15 protein-coding genes are annotated in these 17,981 nt (G+C 51.6%); 14 read left to right on the top strand and 1 reads right to left on the bottom strand.

The window, feature by feature from the left end; all coding sequences use genetic code 11:
• Window positions 1–21: 21 nt before the first annotated feature.
• On the bottom strand, window positions 22–1,671 hold the full coding sequence (locus ACTQ1N_RS00920) for a serine hydrolase domain-containing protein (protein WP_441953730.1): 1,650 nt from the start codon (window positions 1,669–1,671) through the stop codon (window positions 22–24).
• 298 nt (window positions 1,672–1,969) lie between these two features.
• Here ACTQ1N_RS00920 and ACTQ1N_RS00915 point away from each other — a divergent pair, with 298 nt between their 5' ends.
• The 14 genes from ACTQ1N_RS00915 to obgE all read left to right on the top strand — a co-directional run bounded on the left by ACTQ1N_RS00915 (window position 1,970) and on the right by obgE (window position 17,847).
• Window positions 1,970–3,469 carry a sugar ABC transporter ATP-binding protein gene (locus ACTQ1N_RS00915; protein WP_441953728.1) on the top strand — a complete coding sequence of 500 codons (1,500 nt, stop codon included), beginning with the start codon at window positions 1,970–1,972 and terminating at the stop codon, window positions 3,467–3,469.
• 11 nt (window positions 3,470–3,480) lie between these two features.
• Window positions 3,481–4,476, top strand: a complete 996-nt coding sequence (locus ACTQ1N_RS00910; protein ID WP_441953726.1) for an ABC transporter permease — start codon at window positions 3,481–3,483, stop codon at window positions 4,474–4,476.
• An 84-nt stretch (window positions 4,477–4,560) separates the two neighbouring features.
• Complete coding sequence (locus tag ACTQ1N_RS00905; RefSeq protein WP_441953724.1) at window positions 4,561–5,562, top strand: ABC transporter substrate-binding protein; 1,002 nt, start codon at window positions 4,561–4,563, stop codon at window positions 5,560–5,562.
• 222 nt (window positions 5,563–5,784) lie between these two features.
• A complete protein-coding gene (locus ACTQ1N_RS00900) occupies window positions 5,785–7,077 on the top strand; it encodes an AGE family epimerase/isomerase (RefSeq protein ID WP_441953722.1) in 1,293 nt (430 codons plus the stop codon).
• Between the two features lie 12 nt (window positions 7,078–7,089).
• Window positions 7,090–8,679, top strand: a complete 1,590-nt coding sequence (locus ACTQ1N_RS00895) for a response regulator transcription factor (RefSeq protein WP_441953720.1) — start codon at window positions 7,090–7,092, stop codon at window positions 8,677–8,679.
• A gap of 11 nt (window positions 8,680–8,690) precedes the next feature.
• Entirely contained in the window at window positions 8,691–9,725 is a 1,035-nt protein-coding gene (locus tag ACTQ1N_RS00890; protein ID WP_441953718.1) for a sensor histidine kinase, read from the top strand.
• A 37-nt stretch (window positions 9,726–9,762) separates the two neighbouring features.
• Complete coding sequence (locus tag ACTQ1N_RS00885; RefSeq protein ID WP_441953716.1) at window positions 9,763–11,235, top strand: hypothetical protein; 1,473 nt, start codon at window positions 9,763–9,765, stop codon at window positions 11,233–11,235.
• A 167-nt stretch (window positions 11,236–11,402) separates the two neighbouring features.
• On the top strand, window positions 11,403–13,328 hold the full coding sequence (locus tag ACTQ1N_RS00880) for a TIGR03960 family B12-binding radical SAM protein (RefSeq protein ID WP_441953714.1): 1,926 nt from the start codon (window positions 11,403–11,405) through the stop codon (window positions 13,326–13,328).
• Complete coding sequence (locus ACTQ1N_RS00875) at window positions 13,325–14,098, top strand: TIGR03936 family radical SAM-associated protein (protein WP_441953712.1); 774 nt, start codon at window positions 13,325–13,327, stop codon at window positions 14,096–14,098. The genes ACTQ1N_RS00880 and ACTQ1N_RS00875 overlap by 4 nt, the downstream gene beginning before the upstream one ends.
• Window positions 14,095–15,324, top strand: a complete 1,230-nt coding sequence (locus ACTQ1N_RS00870) for a ribonuclease E/G (protein ID WP_441953710.1) — start codon at window positions 14,095–14,097, stop codon at window positions 15,322–15,324. The genes ACTQ1N_RS00875 and ACTQ1N_RS00870 overlap by 4 nt, the downstream gene beginning before the upstream one ends.
• Before the next feature lie 119 nt (window positions 15,325–15,443).
• The gene (rplU, locus tag ACTQ1N_RS00865) at window positions 15,444–15,752 is read left to right on the top strand and encodes a 50S ribosomal protein L21 (RefSeq protein ID WP_441953708.1); all 309 of its coding nucleotides are present in this window, start codon (window positions 15,444–15,446) and stop codon (window positions 15,750–15,752) included.
• A gap of 1 nt (window position 15,753) precedes the next feature.
• Window positions 15,754–16,083, top strand: coding sequence for a ribosomal-processing cysteine protease Prp (locus tag ACTQ1N_RS00860; RefSeq protein WP_441953706.1), 330 nt, complete (start codon window positions 15,754–15,756; stop codon window positions 16,081–16,083).
• A 34-nt stretch (window positions 16,084–16,117) separates the two neighbouring features.
• Window positions 16,118–16,420 (top strand): 50S ribosomal protein L27, encoded by a 303-nt coding sequence (gene rpmA, locus ACTQ1N_RS00855; RefSeq protein WP_154524894.1) that lies wholly within the window; start codon window positions 16,118–16,120, stop codon window positions 16,418–16,420.
• A 104-nt stretch (window positions 16,421–16,524) separates the two neighbouring features.
• Window positions 16,525–17,847 carry a GTPase ObgE gene (gene obgE / locus ACTQ1N_RS00850; protein WP_441953704.1) on the top strand — a complete coding sequence of 441 codons (1,323 nt, stop codon included), beginning with the start codon at window positions 16,525–16,527 and terminating at the stop codon, window positions 17,845–17,847.
• Window positions 17,848–17,981: the final 134 nt, after the last annotated feature.

Here is a 17,981-nt window from a genome sequence, read left to right as displayed (position 1 = left end):
CGATACCGGACGATGTGCCGATCAGCTCTGGGCGCTGAAGTGCATTCCGGAGATGTCACGAATGGTCAGACTGCTGTTTTCCGGAATCGACCCTACGGCCTCGAGATTCAGCATGCCGCGGAAGAAGGTTGCACGGATATTGACCGATTCGATCATCTCCGTGTTCCGGACATTGATGTCAAAGGTTGACGGACTGGTGAAGGTACCAGATGCCGTGAAGTGATAACGCGTCAGATGGCTTGTACGCACTTTTCCATCCATTCCGACTGCGAGTGTCTGTGTGACCGCATCAGCCGGATCATCATCATGGCAGATCAGATGTTCATTACCCTTCGGGACCGTGCGGCCGGCAGGACTGAATGGATCAAATGCGAAAGCCGGTGCTGCATGTCCGGCCTTTTTGTTGAGCTCAAAGTCAAGATAGGCGACATTGTCCTCGAACCGGAAGGTGACGGCTTTCACCGAAAGGCCATCTTTTTCAAAGTATCCGGGGCCTGCAATAAAGTCCTCGACAGAAGGATATGCATCGGAATCTGCAGCATAACGGATTTTTCCGTATTGTTTCTCAAGCAGAGGTGCCCGTATGCCCCAGAGGACAGGAAGCTCCCAGCCTTCCAGATAAGAGCGAAGGGAGGAAAGCGATGCCGGATTCTCCGGAAGAGGTTCAGCCGCACCATCCCCCTTTATGGCAGGGAGCAGCGTATCAAAGACAATATTCAACTCTGCTTCTGTGTTCAGCGCGCAGGAGGTCAGCACAATAACCGCATTTTTCTGCGGAATGACCAGACCAAACTGTCCGAACGCCCCGTCGGCACGCCAGATTCCGGGGACGTCGCACTGCCAGTTCTGAAAACCGTAGCCCTTCAGCCAGTTCGATGCGATGTCCCCATTGTTGTAAATCGCATTGTCGGTTTCAATCTGGCGGGCGGACATCTGCGCAATATAGTCATGATTGAGCAGACGCTTTCCGTCCCAGACCCCGTCCTGTTCCAGAAACCAGATGAACTTTGCCATGTCGAGCGTGGTCAGCTTCATGCCCCAGCCGCCGCCCTGCACGGTTTTTGTGAAATCATCCCCCATGTTTCTCGAAGCGCAGTCGGCGTCTGTGATGCCGAGGGGTTCAAAAAGCCTGGGTGTCAGGTATTCAATCAGTGTCTGACCAGATTTCTTCTGGAGGGCTGCTGCCGCAAGATCGGTTCCCCAGGTGTTGTACTGAAACATCGTCCCTGGAGCGAAGTGGAAGGGATGCGCGAGAAATGCGCGAATCCAGTTTCCGTCAAAGCGTTCTGCCTCTGCCATGGTCATCTCGCTTTTGTGACCGCAGCTCATTGTCAGGAGACTGCGCAGATCAGCCTTTGCAAGATAGTCGGAAATGACAGGAGGGCAGTATTCCGGAAACAGATCGGTCAGCTTGTCATCAAGTGACAGGATCCCCTCCTGAACTGCAAAGCCGACTGCGGCTGCAGTCAGTGTCTTTGAGAATGAGTACATCGGATGCCGCAGGTCTTTTTTATATGGAGAAGCCCAGCCTTCGGCGGCGATTTTTCCGTCTCTGACAATCATAAAGCTGTGAAGTTCCACGCCGGCTTTCTTTTCTTCCCGAAGGAAGGTTTCAATCGCGGAAGAGTCGATCCCGGCTTCCTCCGGCGTAACGTGTTCAAATTCTGACATCTTCGTTTCCTCCTTTTGCGCCATTATAGCATGATCACATCGTAAGAAGCCATCACGCATGAACAGAACAGGGGTATATATACCTAGGAAAATCAATGTGCACACAGGTGAAAGCTGTAACGGAAACGTGCCATGGCGTTTTGATTGAAGCAAACCTGAAAAAAATCCCCCTTTTTCTGAAGTATATGTACTTTATGCACAATGCACGTCGAAATATACTTGTGACAGTGGTTGAAATAACAGTTCAAGAATACAGAAACATTCATTAGTACAAGAAACATGACGGAGATGGAGGAATATGAGTGATGTAATTGTGCGTATGGAACATATCTGCAAGTCGTTCCCCGGGGTCAAGGCACTTGACGACGTCAGTCTGGAACTTCGGTCAGGAGAAGTGCTTGCTCTGCTTGGAGAAAATGGCGCTGGAAAGTCAACACTGATGAAGATCCTGAGTGGGGTTTACACGAAAGACAGCGGGACGATGGAGATCTTCGGGAAACAGGTGGAATCACTGAACCCGAACAGTGCCCGGGACGCAGGCGTCGCGATTATCCATCAGGAAATGAATATGTGCAATGATCTGACGGTCGCAGAGAATATGTTCCTTGGCAGAGAATTATACAAGGGTGTTGTCCTTCAGAACGCGCAGATGAACGAAATCGCGAGAAAATATCTCGATGAGCTGGATGCCGACATTGAGCCGACAGAGGTGGTGAGAAATCTGCCTGTTTCCAAACAGCAGATGGTAGAGATTGCGACAGCGCTTTCAACCAATGCAAAGATCCTTGTGATGGATGAACCGACTTCTGCACTGACTTCGCGGGAGATTGAGAACCTGTTCCGCATTATCCGAAAGTTCAGGGACGAAGGAAAGGGCATTATCTACATCTCCCACAGACTGGAGGAGCTTCCGAGAATTGCAGACCGGGTCACCATTATGAGGGATGGAAAGTATATCACCTCCGGGAAATTCAGTGATTTTTCAATGGATGAAATTATCCGGAATATGGTTGGACGGGAGATCAAGGACAAGTTTCCGAGAGTTACCTGCAAACGAGGCAGGAAAATATTCGAGGTTCGCAATCTCAATGCAGGCCGTCAGGTGCGGGACATCAACTTTTCTCTCTATGAGGGGGAGATTGTCGGATTCGCAGGACTGATGGGAGCCGGAAGGACGGAGACGACAAGAGCCATATTTGGTGTTGACCCGAGAGAGAGCGGAGAGTTTTTCCTGGATGGAAAGCAGATTCGAATCAGAAAGCCGGAAGACGCGATCAAGGCGGGAATTGTCCTTGCCCCGGAAGACAGACGGAAAGACGGACTGTGTGTGAAGTTAAGTATCCGTGAAAACATTGCACTTCCAAATCTTGACATCATTGGTGGAAAGAGCGGTGTTCTCTCTTCCTCAAAGGAGGAGGAAATGTGCGCCAGGGCGATTAAAGATCTCTCCATCAAGACACCGAACGAGAATGTGAATGCCGATACGCTTTCAGGAGGAAATCAGCAGAAGGTGGTTGTCGGCAAATGGCTGGTAAGAGACTCAAGGGTTGTCATGTTTGACGAACCAACAAGGGGAATTGATGTTGGTGCAAAGGTGGAGATCTATAACCTGATGAACAAGCTCAAACAGCAGGGAATTGCAGTCATGTTTGCTTCCTCCGAGATGCCGGAGGTTTTGGGAATTGCGGACAGAATTCTGGTGATGTGTGACGGGCAGATTACAGGAGAGCTTTCCAGGGAAGAAGCAACTCAGGATCTGATCCTGAAATACGCGACCAGCTTTCAGGCAAAACAGTGAGGAGGAACGGAATGAAGAAGAGAAGTTCATGGAAGCGTTTCTTTGAAATCAAAGGAATGAGGAACGCTCTGACAGCTTTTGCAGGGTTGATTGTCATCTATATTGTTTTCGGAATCATCAACACCAAGGTGTTTTCCCTGATGAACTTCCTGAATGTGCTCAGGTCGATGTCCAAGTACCTTCTGGTCGGAATCGGACAGAGCTATGTCATGATCACAGGGAACATCGACCTGTCGATCGGGTCAGTCGTTGCAATGAGTACGATGCTGGTGGCAAAGCTGATGACGATGGGAGTGCATCCGGCACTGGCAATTCTGGTTGCACTGGCATGCGGGCTTCTGATCGGAGTCATTAACGGGTTCCTCGTCGGAAAGTTCAAGCTTCCGCCTTTCATCGCAACGCTTGGAACGATGTTTGTTGCAAGAGGTGTCGGCTATATCGTGAATAACAACCGGAATACGGACAGCATCAACAGTGCGCTTTCCAAGCCGGTGGCAGATCATTTTCAGAACCTGTTCTATTATGGAAAGTTTCTTGGTATCTACAACACCTTCTGGATCGCGTTGATTCTATTCATCGTATTCTTTTTCGTCCTTTCAAAGACGCGGACAGGCAGACATATCTACGCAGTTGGTTCCAATGTTGATGCTGCAAGACTTGCAGGGGTTGATGTCAACAAGACAACGACCATCACATACCTTGTGAGTGCGTTCTGTGCAACAGTCGTCGGTGTGATTCTCTGTGCGCAGGCAAGCATGGGCAATATGGAAGCGGGAAATATGTACGAAATGTACGGTGTTGCAGCAGGGGTCATCGGAGGGGTTTCTCCTCTCGGAGGTTCGGGCCTTCTGCTTGGAACATTTGCCGGAGCAGGTGTCTGGCAGGTTCTTGAAAATGGGCTGAACATGGTCCATGCGCAGGTCGGAATTCAGAGAATCGTCATTGGTGTGATCGTTGTTCTGGCAGTCCTTGCGGATATTCTTCTGAGAAACAGGAAAAAGAACTGAATTTTAGGCGGTGAACATCACCTTCCGGGCTCCCGGAGGGTGGGTAAGTATTTCAAAGCATTCCAAAACAGGGAGGAATCAACTATGAACAAAAAACTTATCTCCATTCTTTGCACAGCAGCTATGGCTGGGTCTCTTTTGGCTGCGGCACCGGCCTTCGCAGAGAGCCAGACAGAGGCTTCCACGGAAGCTTCCGGATCTGCTCCGACGGCAGAGGAACTTCTTGCGGAGAAGGTGACGCCGGACAAGGCGTACAAGTTTGCACTGATTACGATGGATTCCATCGACCAGCACTGGGTCAACATGAATAACGGCGCTCAGGAGGAAGCAAAGGCTGACGGTGTCACAGTTGACTTTATGTCCCCGGATACCAAGGATGATGCAAAGCAGATTGAGATGGTCAATAATGCAACAGCAGCCGGATATGATGCCATTATGATTGCGGCAAATGGCCCGGATGCCATCACAGGGGCGCTCAAGGACGCACAGGCAGCAGGAATCAAGATTGTCTATGTTGACTCACCCGCAAATCTTGATGCGGAGGCAACGTTCTCGACCGACAATAAAGCGGCTGGAAAGACGGCTGGCGAGCAGATGATCGCAGCGCTGAAAGACAAAGGCATCACCGAAGGCGACATTGGTATCGTAAATGTCAATGCATCCACACAGACAGCTGTTGACCGTGAGCAGGGCTTCCGTGATGCATTTGACGGCACGGATTTCAATATTCTTGAGACACAGTACTGCGACGGCGATGCTTCCAAGGCACAGAGCGAGGCAGAAAATTACATCACGCAGGGTGTTGTCGGCATCTATGGAACCAATGAAGGTTCTTCCACAGGAGTTGGCAATGCAATCAAGGCTTCTGGGAATACAGACCTGGTTGGTGTTGGGTTCGATAAGTCTGATACGATCAAGGATCTGATCAAGGATGGTTACCTGGCATGCACGATGGCTCAGAATCCGGATGTCATGGGGAAGCTCGGCGTCAAGGCCTGCATCAAGGTGATGAATGGCGAGGATCTCGGCGGTGTGACGGTTGATACAGGGGTCACAGTTCTGACAAAGGACAATGTGAACGGCTGAGAAACCTGAAGGTTGTACTGCAAAGCAAAAACAGAAGGAAAAGCTGCCGGGAGCCCGGTGGCTTTTTCTGTTGTGCAGTATATGCGGAGGTTAAATGGCTAAATACAGATGATGAATCAGTATGGCTGTTGTATACTTGAATAAACAGTCTGCAATGCCGAGGTACTGAGAAAGACAGGAACCCCGAGGAAAGACACAATGGATCAACAGGAGATGGATGACATGGACAGAAAATATCAGCTGGACACAGCAGAAAACAAAGAATTTTTGAAGAAGGTCCGGGATACGCTTCTCGAATTTGGAAAAAAATTTGCAGCTCCGGACGGGACAGCTTATTATCTTGGCGATGATGGAACACCTTGGACAGACAGAAGCCGGGATACCTACGAGACGGCACGCTATGCTCACAGCTATGTGCTGGGGTATCTGCTTGGGAAAAAGCAGTATGAGCAGCAGGCTTTTGACGCGATGAGAGGACTTGCAAAAGGTGCAAGGGATGAGAAAAACGGTGGATGGTTTGAAGGAATCAAGGTAGACGGCACACCGGTTTCCGGAAAACTCTGCTATACGCATGCCTTTGCGATTCTTGCGTCTTCCTCGCTTGTTCTGGCAGAGAAGGCAGGCGCTTCTTCTCTATCAGGGGTTGCTTGCACAAAGGGAGCAGGAGCTGAAAACCTGTTGAGGCTTGCACTGGATACCTATACGGAAAAGTTCTGGGATGAAAAGAGCGGACTGGCATATGATAACTGGAATACAGAATTTACAGAACTCAGCTCATACCGCGGACTCAATGCCAATATGCATTCGGTAGAGGCGTTTCTTGCAGCCTATGATGTTACAGAAGATACAGAATATCATGATCGGGCTAAGAGCATTATTGATCATGTAATTAGCTGGGCGAAGGATTGCAGCTGGAGAATTCCGGAGCACTATTCTGAAGACTGGGTGCCGCAGCCGGACTTCAACAAGGATCATCCGGATGATCAGTTCAAGCCATTCGGTGCAACACCCGGCCATGGGATTGAGTGGGCAAGGCTGATTACACAGTTTGCACTTTCCATGTATCCGGACGATGCAGACAGGGAGTTGAGAACGCACTATGTGGAGGCAGCGGAGCACCTGTATGGAAGGGCTGTCGCGGATGCATGGGACAGTGATGGGGCGCCGGGACTTGTCTACACGACAGATTGGGACGGGAGGCCTGTGGTGCACGAGCGGATGCACTGGGTACTGGCGGAGGCGATCAATACGTCGGCAGTTCTCTATCGTGTGACCGAAAAAGCAGAATATGCGGAGCGGTATGCGATGTTTATGGCATATCTCGACCGATTTGTGCTGGATCATGTCCATGGCTCCTGGTTCCACGAGCTGGACCGTGAGAATCACGTCTCAGGTAAAGTATGGCCTGGAAAGCCTGATCTGTATCATGCGATTCAGGCGACTCTGGTTCCTTACTGCGATCCATCTTTGTCAGTAGCGGTTGCACTGGCGCAGGGAAAGTCGTCGTTAAATTAAAGGGGATGTACCATGCTTCACGTTGTAATTGCGGACGACGAGAATCGGATCTGCCGCCTGATCAGAATGCTGGGGCACTGGGAACAACTTGGCATGCAGGTCGATGGAATGGCATCAAACGGACCCGAAGCCATCGACCTGCTTACGAAGAACCATACAGATATCCTGATCACAGATATCCGGATGCCGGGAATCAGCGGGCTTGAGCTGATCGCCCATGCACGCAGTCTGAATCCGGAGCTCCGTTTTATCGTCATCAGCGGATATGCCGATTTTTCCTATGCGCAGGAGGCAATCAGCCTGGGGGTAAGCGGGTATCTGCTGAAGCCTGTGAATGAACAGGAGCTGAATGATACCCTTGGGAAGATCGCTTCAGAGATCGGGACAAGGAATGAAAGAGAACAGGCACTCCGAACGGTTGTGCAGGAAAATGAAGAAAACCTGGACAAGGTGAAAGCAGCGCTGGTCCTGGATCTGATTCATGGCGTTGTACGTGACTATTCCTCTGCAGCTTTGAAGAAACAAAACCGGATTGAGGCGGGGAAGGGGCGTTTCCTCGTATTTTGTATAAAAGCAGATGAGAAAGCGTGCAGCAATACGGACATAATCCGGCGCGGTGCTTTTGATACAGCCCAGAGGCTGGCAAAGACGGAACTGGCACCTTTTGTATTTGACCTTGCGATGGCATCATCCGGCAGCATTCTATGCGGTGTGATTTTGGAAAAGAATGGTGAGGAGCGGAGAGTGGATTCAGCCCTCCGAAGAAGCATAGCAAGCCTGCAGACACAGAATGATGTTTTCGGAAAGTGGAATTTTTCCATGGGAGCAGGAGAGCGCTGTGAGATGCCGCAGGATCTTCCGTCTTCCTTCCGGCATGCGCAGATGGCAGCCTGCGACCGGATTCTGCATGGGTGCGGACGGCTGTATCAGATAGAGGCGGACTCAGCCGGTCTGGCTGTTCAGCCGCTTCTTACACGATTCTGGGAACAAGCTGGCAGAGCGATCGAACTGAAAGACCTGGCCGGGATGGATGCAGCCATCCGGGGCCTGAGGCGGGGATGTGCTGGATGTATGAATGCACGCGGATGGGAATATTTTCAGGTAGTAAAAACTGTCATTGGACGTTCATCGCAGGAGCTTCAGCTGCCTGTGATGAAGGAACTGACGGATCGTGCGTTTGAGGTGCTCGAAAACAGTTCCACGGTGGATGAGGTATTTGCAGCTGTAAGCCTATACTATCAGAAAATGATTGGGGCGATCAGCCAGGGTGAGCGGGAGCTGGATGAACGGCCAATCCGTCTGGCCCGACGCTATATCATGGAGCATTATGCAGAGCCGCTGACACTGGAGGAGGTCAGTGAAATTGCCGGCCTTGTGCCGAATTATTTCAGCAGTCAGTTCAAGAAAGTGACTGGAGACGGTTTTGCACACTATTTGATTGGTGTCAGGATGGACGCAGCCAAACGGTATCTGCAGCAGACAAGTCTTCCGGTCTCCGAAATTGCGGGAAGAGTTGGTTACAACGATGTGAAGTATTTCACAAAGACATTTATCAAATTGAATGGAATCAAACCAACCGTGTTCCGGAAACTGTATGGGTAAGCGATATGAGCATGAAGAATAGCAGATACCTGAGCTGGAGGATCCGTTTCTTTGCAGTACTGGTGCTGGCGTCTTTTCTGGTTTTTGTCCTGCTGGCAGAAATGGCGGCAAAGAATGACACGGCTCGTCTGTTTCTGGGCGCAGCAGCAGGTATTCTGCTTGCTGCTGCATTACTGACCTTTCATTACTGGATTCACAGTCCATGGAGGCAGCTTCAGCGGCTGCTTACGAGAATGGGGGAGGGGTATTTCCCGGAAGAAAAGCCAAATCAGCAGGGTGAGGTAATGCTGTCACCGGCTTTTAGAAAAGTGATGGAAAAAACTTATGATCTCCGCCACTCCCAGCAGTATCACATGATGAACAAGAGACAGATTCAGTATCTGGCTCTTCAGAACCAGATCAATCCGCATTTCTTATACAATACACTGGATGGGATCCGGAGTGAATCGCTGCTGGAGGGAAATACCACAGTTGCGGAGATGTCGGAGGCACTTGCAACCTTCTTCCGGTATACAATCAGCAAGGTGGAGAATCTGGTGACCATTGAGGAAGAGCTGGAAAACTGCGAGACCTACTTCCGGATTCAGCAGTTCCGGTTCGGGGACAGACTGAAGCTGGAAATTGTCAAAGATGAAGAGTGGGACAAGCTGTCAGGCTGCCTGATTCCAAAACTGACGCTGCAGCCGATTCTCGAGAACAGCATTATCCACGGGACGGAACTGAAGCTCGGGGAGGGGATATCCAGAATTATCATCAGGAGAAGCGGTCGTCTGCTTCTGATCCGTGTATCAGACAATGGCGTCGGGATGAATGAGGAAACGCTCCAGAAGCTGAACAACCGCATGAATACAGACCCGGATATCGGAAGAGATGAGGGAAACGGTTCAATCGCGCTTGCCAATGTCAGCAATCGGATTCATCTTATCTTTGGAGAGGATTACCATATGCATGTCTATTCGATCGAAAACCATGGAACGGATGTGGACATTACCCTTCCTTGCGTCTATTCGGAAAAAGAGATCGAGAAGGTAAAGGGTCTATCGTAAGAAATATGTATGCATCAGCCATGGCGGGAGATCTGATATGAAGACGGAAATACTGCGGATGAGCAATGTGACCTTCCGGAAAGACGGGAAAACCTATCTCCGGAATTTTGAACTGTCTGTTGAAGCCGGACAAATTATGGGCCTTCTCCTGGTAGATGGTTATGGTGCAAAAGAACTGGTTGACGTGCTGTTGTTCAACGAAGTCCTCTATAATGGCTGTGTCTATTACTGTGGGGAGCGGGTTAATTCCTGGAGACAGTTTCCCAGAAAGCGAAATCGAATCACATGGATTGATGAACGCGGATTTCTGATTTATGAGCAGAATACACTGACCAACATCTTTGTTCTTCAGGCCGAAAAACATTATGAGATCCTGCATGATCATCTGATGGAGGAGGCATTCAGGCCTTATCTGGAAGAATCCGGTCTTCAGATCGATCTTTATCAGCCGGTTGGAAAGCTGTCTGCGTACGAACAGGTTGCGATTGAACTTCTGAAGGGAATCAGCAGCGGAAGCAGACTGGTGATTCTGCAGAACATTGACAATGCACTATCAGACAGGGATCTGGAGAAATTCGGAAAACTGATTCGGCATTACGCTGAAAAGGGAACTTCATTTCTCTGCCTCAGCTCTCATCTGGAAACTCTGCAGGGGGTCTGCGGGCAGATTGGCATAATGAAGGGAGGTGGCATTCTGTCGGTGCTGGATGAGGCAGATGCACTGAATCAGGTCTTTGAAGTCTATTCTGCAGAATTTTCCAAAAGTGTCAGAATGTATACGCAGAACCGGGTGCTGGACGGACATGCTCCGGAAGTGTTTCGCCAGTCGGGCATCTGCTGTCGGGCGCTGAAACAATTCGGATTTTCGGTCAGGAAGGGTGAATGCCTGTGCATTCAATTTCTGGATAACCATGTATATGAGACCATAGAAAAGGCCTATCTGGAGGGCAGCGCATCGCTGTCTGGAGAGATTGATGTAGAGGGAAAATGCTGGAACAGGACAGATATCCAGGATGTCGCCATTCTGTCACGCAATCCTGATGAGAAGAACCTGTTTCCGGATCTGACCTTCTTTGACAATGTTGCGATGACGATGGACTACCGGTATCCGGCAATCTGGCGGGACGGAAGGGCAAGAAGAAACCTGCGGGAGATGCTGAAACGAATTCTCGGTCATGATTTATGGGATAAAAGTATCCAGTCCATGAGCAAGCGGGAACGATACGAAGTCCTCTACTGCAGACTCCTCCTGCAGCGGCCAAAAGTGATCATTGAATTCCAGCCGTTTCACCAGGCGGATGTGCAGGACCGGTTCGAAATCTGGAAGATCAACGAAGAACTTCTGAAGGAAGGGATCGCGGTTGTGCTGTTCAGCATCGGACTGTCAGATTCTCTTGCAATCGCGGATCGGCTGATCCGGGTTGAGAGCAGCGGAAACTGGGAGGAATATAGAAGAGAGGACTTCGGAAGACTTTCAAGAAATATTCCGTGGATCAGTATGTACAGATAAAAGGCTATCAACAGTTCCCTACAGATGAAAGCCACCGGAATTGCTGCGGTCAGCGCTTTTCATTTGAATCAATTGAATAAAAAGGGCTGCCCATGATATGATGTGAAGGTTATCAGGGCAGTTTTTTTATGAAATGAACAGGGTATAATTGACCACAGGAGATTTGAATGAATCAGAAACCAACTTCAGCCTATAAACTGGCACTTCCGGAGGAGATTCTTCTCCAGGTTGAGAAGCCGGAACGGTATCTCGGGAACGAGCTGAACGTCGTCCGGAAGGATAAGTCGACGATCGATATCCGCTTCTGTATGGCTTTTCCGGATGTCTATGAGATCGGGATGTCTCACCTGGGCATCCAGATTCTGTACTCGATGTTCAACCGAAGAACAGATACCTGGTGCGAGCGGGTTTACTCTCCATGGGCAGATCTGGATCATATCATGCGCCGGAAAAAGATCCCGCTCTTTGCGCTGGAATCACAGGATCCGGTGAAGGCGTTCGATTTTCTTGGCATTACGCTGCAGTATGAGCTTTGTTATACAAATGTGCTCCAGCTTCTGGATCTTGCAGGGATTCCGCTTCATGCGAAGGAGCGGCTGGATGCACCCCTCGGTGGGATGCCGATCGTGATCGGAGGCGGCCCTTGTGCCTATAACCCGGAGCCAATCGCCGATTTCTTTGACCTGTTTTATATTGGGGAAGGAGAGACGGTCTACGACGAACTGCTTGACTTGTACAAGGCGTGCAGAAAAGCCGGGACTTCACGGCGTGAGTTCTTATGCAGGGCAGGGCAGATCGAGGGCATCTATGCCCCTGGTTTTTATACACCGACCTACCATGATGACGGAACGATGGCTTCCTTCTCCCCGGATCCGGCTTATCCGGGACTTCCGCGCCGCATCCGGAAGCAGGCTGTCACGAATCTGGATGAGGCGCCATATATTGATAAACCCCTCGTCCCCTACATGAGGGTGACGCAGGACAGAGTGGTGCTGGAGGTCATGCGCGGCTGCATCCGAGGGTGCAGATTCTGTCAGGCCGGCATGATCTACAGGCCAAACCGGTATAAGAGTGCCGGGGTCCTGAAAAAACAGGCGGATCAGCTTCTGAGAGAAAGCGGGCAGGATGAGATTTCGCTCAGCAGTCTGTCGACGAGCGATTATCCCTGCCTTCCGGAGCTGGTGAATTATCTGATCGGGCAGTATGGGCAAAAACAGGTCAACATCTCGCTTCCGTCTCTGAGAATCGATGCGTTTTCGCTTGATGTGATGAGCAAGGTGCAGGATGTCAGCAAGAGCTCGCTGACCTTCGCGCCGGAAGCCGGATCTCAGCGGCTTCGGAATGTCATCAACAAGGGCCTGACGGAGGAGGATATTCTTCATGGCGCAGGGGAAGCTTTCAAAGGCGGCTGGAACAAGGTGAAGCTCTATTTCATGCTCGGCCAGCCGACAGAGACAGAGGAGGACCGGAAGGATATCGCCCATCTGGCGGAAAAAATTGCCGAAGAGTACTATGAGATCCCGAAGGAAGAGCGAAATGGAAAGTGCAGCATATCCATATCGACGTCCTTCTTTGTTCCGAAGCCATTCACGCCCTTCCAGTGGGCGGTGATGTATGATCCCGGTGATTATCTGGGCTTTGCATCGACGGTCAATCATGAAGTGAAGGAAATGAAAAACCACAAGAGCATACGCTACAACTGGCATGAGGCCTACGTGACGGTGCTTGAGGGACTTCTGGCGCGGGGCGACCGGAGAGTCGGGGCTGCGATCGAGGAGGCCTACCGGCAAGGGGCTTTGTTTGACGCCTGGTCTGAATACTGGGACTGGGACAGATGGGTCCGTGCGATGGAGAAGACCGGAGTGGATCTGGCTTTCTATACCAAACGGCAGCGGACAGAGGATGAGCTTCTGCCGTGGGATTTCATCGACTGCGGCGTGACAAAGAAGTTTCTGCTGGATGAATGGCACAGGGCGCTTGACGGTATTGTGACACCGAACTGCAGAGAAAACTGCAACGCCTGCGGGGCAATGAAATATGAATGCGGCATCTGCTATGACGAGGTGGACGGAAAGAAGGTGCTCCGGGTATGAGAGTCAGGATTAAATACAGCAAGCAGGTACTTTTGAAATTCATCGGACATCTCGATATGATGAGATGTTTTCAGAAGCTGCTGAGGAGAGCCAGTGTGGATGTCACATTTTCGGAAGGCTACAGTCCGCACATGGTGATGTCCTATGCCTTCCCGCTCGGTGTAGGGATGACGAGCGACTCGGAGTATGTGGATGTGGACCTGAACCGTGCGTACTCCAGCAGGGAGCTTGTCAGCCTGCTGAATGAGGCTGCCCCGGAGGGACTCCATGTACTCGATGCCAGAGAGGTGCCCCTCGGGAAGGGCAACAAGGGCATGACCCTTGTTGCGCGTGCGGATTATACGCTCGGCTTCCGTCCGGGGCATGAGTGGGCTCCTTCTTATCAGGAGGCCTTCAGAAGCTGGGTGAAGCAGCCCTCCATCTATGCCATAAAGAAGGGCAAAAAAGGGGAAAAGGAAGTCGATATCGCGCCATTTCTCTATGAGGCGGTCATATCACCGGAGCCGAAAAGAGTCTGCGGCATTGCCGATGAAGAGCCGGAGCTTCGGAAGGGGGATATCTTTCTTTCCCTGTCAGCGGGGTCTGGAACAAACATCCGCCCGGACCTGGTCATGGATACATTCGCGAAGGACAGCGGCCTTCTGCCGGATCCTTACCGCTTTATGATCAACCGGGACGAGGTTTACGCAGATCTGGGCGAGGCGAGGCCAGAATCGGACCGCTTTGTCCCGCTCATCGGGCTGGGGACCACAATGGAGTTTGGGGAATGAAGTATCTGATTGAAGCATACAGCAATCGCATATTGTCTGTGCTGCTTGGAGAGGATGGCCGGGCGGTTGAGATCCATGCGGACAGCAGAACAGATGGACTGAAGCTTGGGGACATCTGCATCGGCCGTGTTGAAAGGGTTGCAGCCAATACCGGCGCCTGCTTCGTTGAGGTTGCACGCGGGATCAAGGGGTATCTTCCGCTCGACGATATGGCGGCTCCGAGATATACGCGCAAGGGTTCCTCCCCCAAGGTGCAGCAGGGGGATGAACTGATTGTCCAGGTCAGCCGGGAGGCATTCGGCACGAAGGGCATGTCCCTGACAACAAAGCTGCAGCTTTCGGGACGGTACCTGCTTCTGGAAATGAGCGGGACGGAGCTTGGCATTTCGCGGAAGATTCCGGAGGAGAGAAGACGGGCGCTCAGAGAGCATCTGTTTTCCGGACAGGCACTTGACGCGATGAGACAGCAGCTTGGCACCTGCGGTGTGATTGTCCGGACAAATGCAGAACACGCGCCTGACGAAGAGATCCGGAAGGAGCTTCAGAACCTGGCAGCTGCGATGCATCAGCTTCTTCTGACAGCGCCCTATCGTCCGGCATACACCGTTCTGCTGCGGCAGCCTGACCGGTGGCTGAAGCGGATCGAGTCGGTGCAGACGGAAAGACTGGAGGAAATTCTGACAGATGACAGGAATCTGTATGAAGCGCTGGAAAACTATCTCCCACCATATTTGAGGGAAAAGCTGCGGTTTTACCAGGATCCGATGATCTCCATGCACAATGTCTTCTCCCTGACGCGGGAGCTGAGCCGTGCACTCTGCAGGAAGGTGAACATGAAAAGCGGCGCGAACCTGGTGATCGAGCAGACAGAAGCCCTTGTCTCAATTGACGTCAATTCCGCGCATTCGATCAATGGCCGGGATAAGGAAAAAGCCGTCCTGAAGGTGAACATGGAGGCGGCAGAGGAGTGCGCAAGGCAGATTCGCCTAAGAAATCTGTCCGGAATGATCCTGGTGGATTTTATCAACATGGAAGAGAAGGAATCCTACGATCAGCTGATGAGGCATCTGGCTCAGGCGGCGGCGCAGGATCCGATGCAGGTGAAAGTAGAAGATCTGACAGCACTCGGACTTGTCGAGATGACCCGGAGAAAGGTGGAGGTTCCGCTGTCCCGGCAGCTGAGCAGCCGCAGGGAACGTGCAGAAAACGCTGAATTTCTGTCTTGACAGTTGGGAAATGGCGTGCTATGATGCATTTCGTATGCCGCACGGAGAGGCATAAGTGCGTCCGGGTTTTGGGGACGACGCCATATTCGGCGAGATTGAAGAAAGGGGAGGTGCCCTGAATGTACGCAATTATTGCAACTGGCGGAAAGCAGTACAAGGTTTCCGAAGGCGACGAGATCAGAGTTGAGAAGCTCGCAGCTGCAGACGGAGAGACTGTCACATTTGATCAGGTTCTTGCTGTCAGCACAGATGATGGCCTGAAGGCAGGCGCAGATGCTGCAGGCGCAACGGTTACGGCTTCTGTTGTTACCACTGGCAGAGCAAAGAAGGTCATTGTTGCCAAGTACAAGAGAAAGACCGGATACCACAAGAAGAACGGCCACAGACAGTACTTTACACAGGTTAAGATCGACAAGATCAACGCTTAAGATGATCCGGATTCAGTTATACAAATCTGGAGACGATTTCCTTGGCTTTGAGTGCAGGGGACATGCGGGTGCAGGTGACGCAGAATATGATCTGATCTGCAATTCCGTATCGGTGCTGACAATCAACACTGCCAATGCCATCGAGAGCCTGACGGAGGCAACGTTTTCAGAGGAGGAAAACCCGGAAGGCGGATACCTGAAAGTCATGCTCAGCAGTTCGAAAGACCATGATGCCCAGCTCCTGATACGAGCGATGCTGCTTGGGCTTGAACAGATTGCTGAGAACTTTCCGGATTACATCCGGATACAGAAACGGGAAGTCAAACCCTGATCAGGGAATTCCCGAAGCGGGAGGTGAATGAGAGATGCTGAATATGAACCTTCAGTTCTTCGCGCACAAGAAGGGAGTCGGTTCCACAAAGAACGGGCGTGATTCAGAGTCCAAGAGACTTGGTGCAAAGAGAGCGGACGGACAGTTCGTCAAGGCAGGCAATATCCTTTACAGACAGCGTGGAACCCATATTCATCCGGGTGAGAACGTTGGAATCGGCAAGGACGATACCCTGTATGCAAAGGCTGACGGAGTTGTCAGGTTCTCCAGACTTGGCAAGTTCAGAAAGCAGGTTTCAATTGTTACCGAGAAGGCTGAGACCGAAGCAGCAGAGTAAATCCAGCTGAACAGAGATGGATGCAGGGGGGATTGCGTACGCAATCCCCCTTTCTGTGTTTGAAACGTCGTGCAGCGGCGTGAAGGCACGAATGAGGAAAAAGTATGTTTGCAGACAGAGCAAAGATTATTGTCCGCTCCGGGAAGGGCGGCGACGGACATGTCAGCTTCCGCCGTGAGAAGTTTGTGGCATCCGGCGGACCGGACGGCGGAGACGGCGGGAAGGGCGGCGATGTCGTGTTCGTGGTCGACGATGGCCTGAACACCCTGATCGATTACCGGCACCGCCGCAAGTTCTCCGCAACCGACGGCGAACCGGGCGGAAAGAAGAGATGCCACGGAGCAGACGGCCAGGATCTGGTCCTGCGGGTTCCTGCAGGGACAGTCATTCGCCTTGCCGAGACCGGGGAAGTCATCGCGGATATGTCCGGTGAGAACCGCAGACAGGTGATCCTGAAGGGAGGCCGCGGAGGGAATGGCAATATGCACTACGCCACCTCCACCATGCAGGCCCCCGAGTATGCCCAGCCGGGGCAGGAGTCACGTGAGCTCGAAATCAAGCTTGAGCTCAAGACAATCGCGGATGTGGGATTGATCGGGTATCCGAATGTCGGAAAGTCGACCCTCCTGTCGCACATATCCAACGCAAGGCCAAAGATCGCGAATTATCATTTTACGACGCTGAACCCGGAGCTCGGGGTTGTCGATCTTGAGGATGGCAGCGGGTTTGTCGCGGCGGATATACCGGGTCTGATTGAAGGGGCAAGCCAGGGAGCAGGACTGGGGCATGAGTTTCTGCGCCATATAGACCGATGCAAGGTTCTGATCCATGTCGTGGATGCGGCGTCCACAGAAGGACGGGATCCGGTCGAGGATGTATACCGGATTGATCAGGAATTGGCCGCCTATGACGTTGCATTGAGCGAAAAGCCACAGGTCATAGCAGCCAACAAGATTGATTCGATCACCGTCCCGGAGAATGGGAAAAATCCGGACGGGACAGCGTGGGAGGATCCCGTCAGCCGCCTGAAACATGAATTCGGGCCGAAGGGTATCGCTGTCTTTCCAATCTCCGCAGTCACGGGCGAAGGCCTGAAGGACCTGATCTATTACGTCAGTTCCATGCTGAGAAAGCTTCCGAAGGAGACAAAGGTCTACGAGCAGGAATATTTTCCGGAGGAACATCTCCCGGGGAACAAGCTTTCATATACCTGCTGGAAGGATGCGAAGGATCCGCATCTCTTCCATGTGGAGGGACCGAAGATCGACAAGATGCTCGGATACACGAATCTGGAGTCTGAGAAGGGCTTCCGCTTCTTCCAGAATTTCCTGAAGGACAACGGGATCCTGAAGGAGCTGGAGAAGCTTGGGATTGAGGACGGCGACACCGTCAAGCTGTACGAGCTTCACTTTGAATATTATAAGTAAACAGAATGCCAGCCGCCCGTCGCCAGCCATGCGTTGAGGAAGCATGGAGGGGGACAGGCGGCTGGCAGCTTTTGCCTCTGACGACAGGAAAAAGCATTCGGCATGTGTTTGGTTTCGCACGAAAATGAAAAATC

Source organism: Porcincola sp. LCP21S3_C12, assembly GCF_052118625.1.
In the GTDB taxonomy this organism is placed as follows: Bacteria; Bacillota; Clostridia; order Lachnospirales; family Lachnospiraceae; genus Porcincola.
The sequence above is the reverse complement of the archived record's forward strand: the minus strand, read 5'-3'. Positions and strand labels throughout refer to the sequence as shown.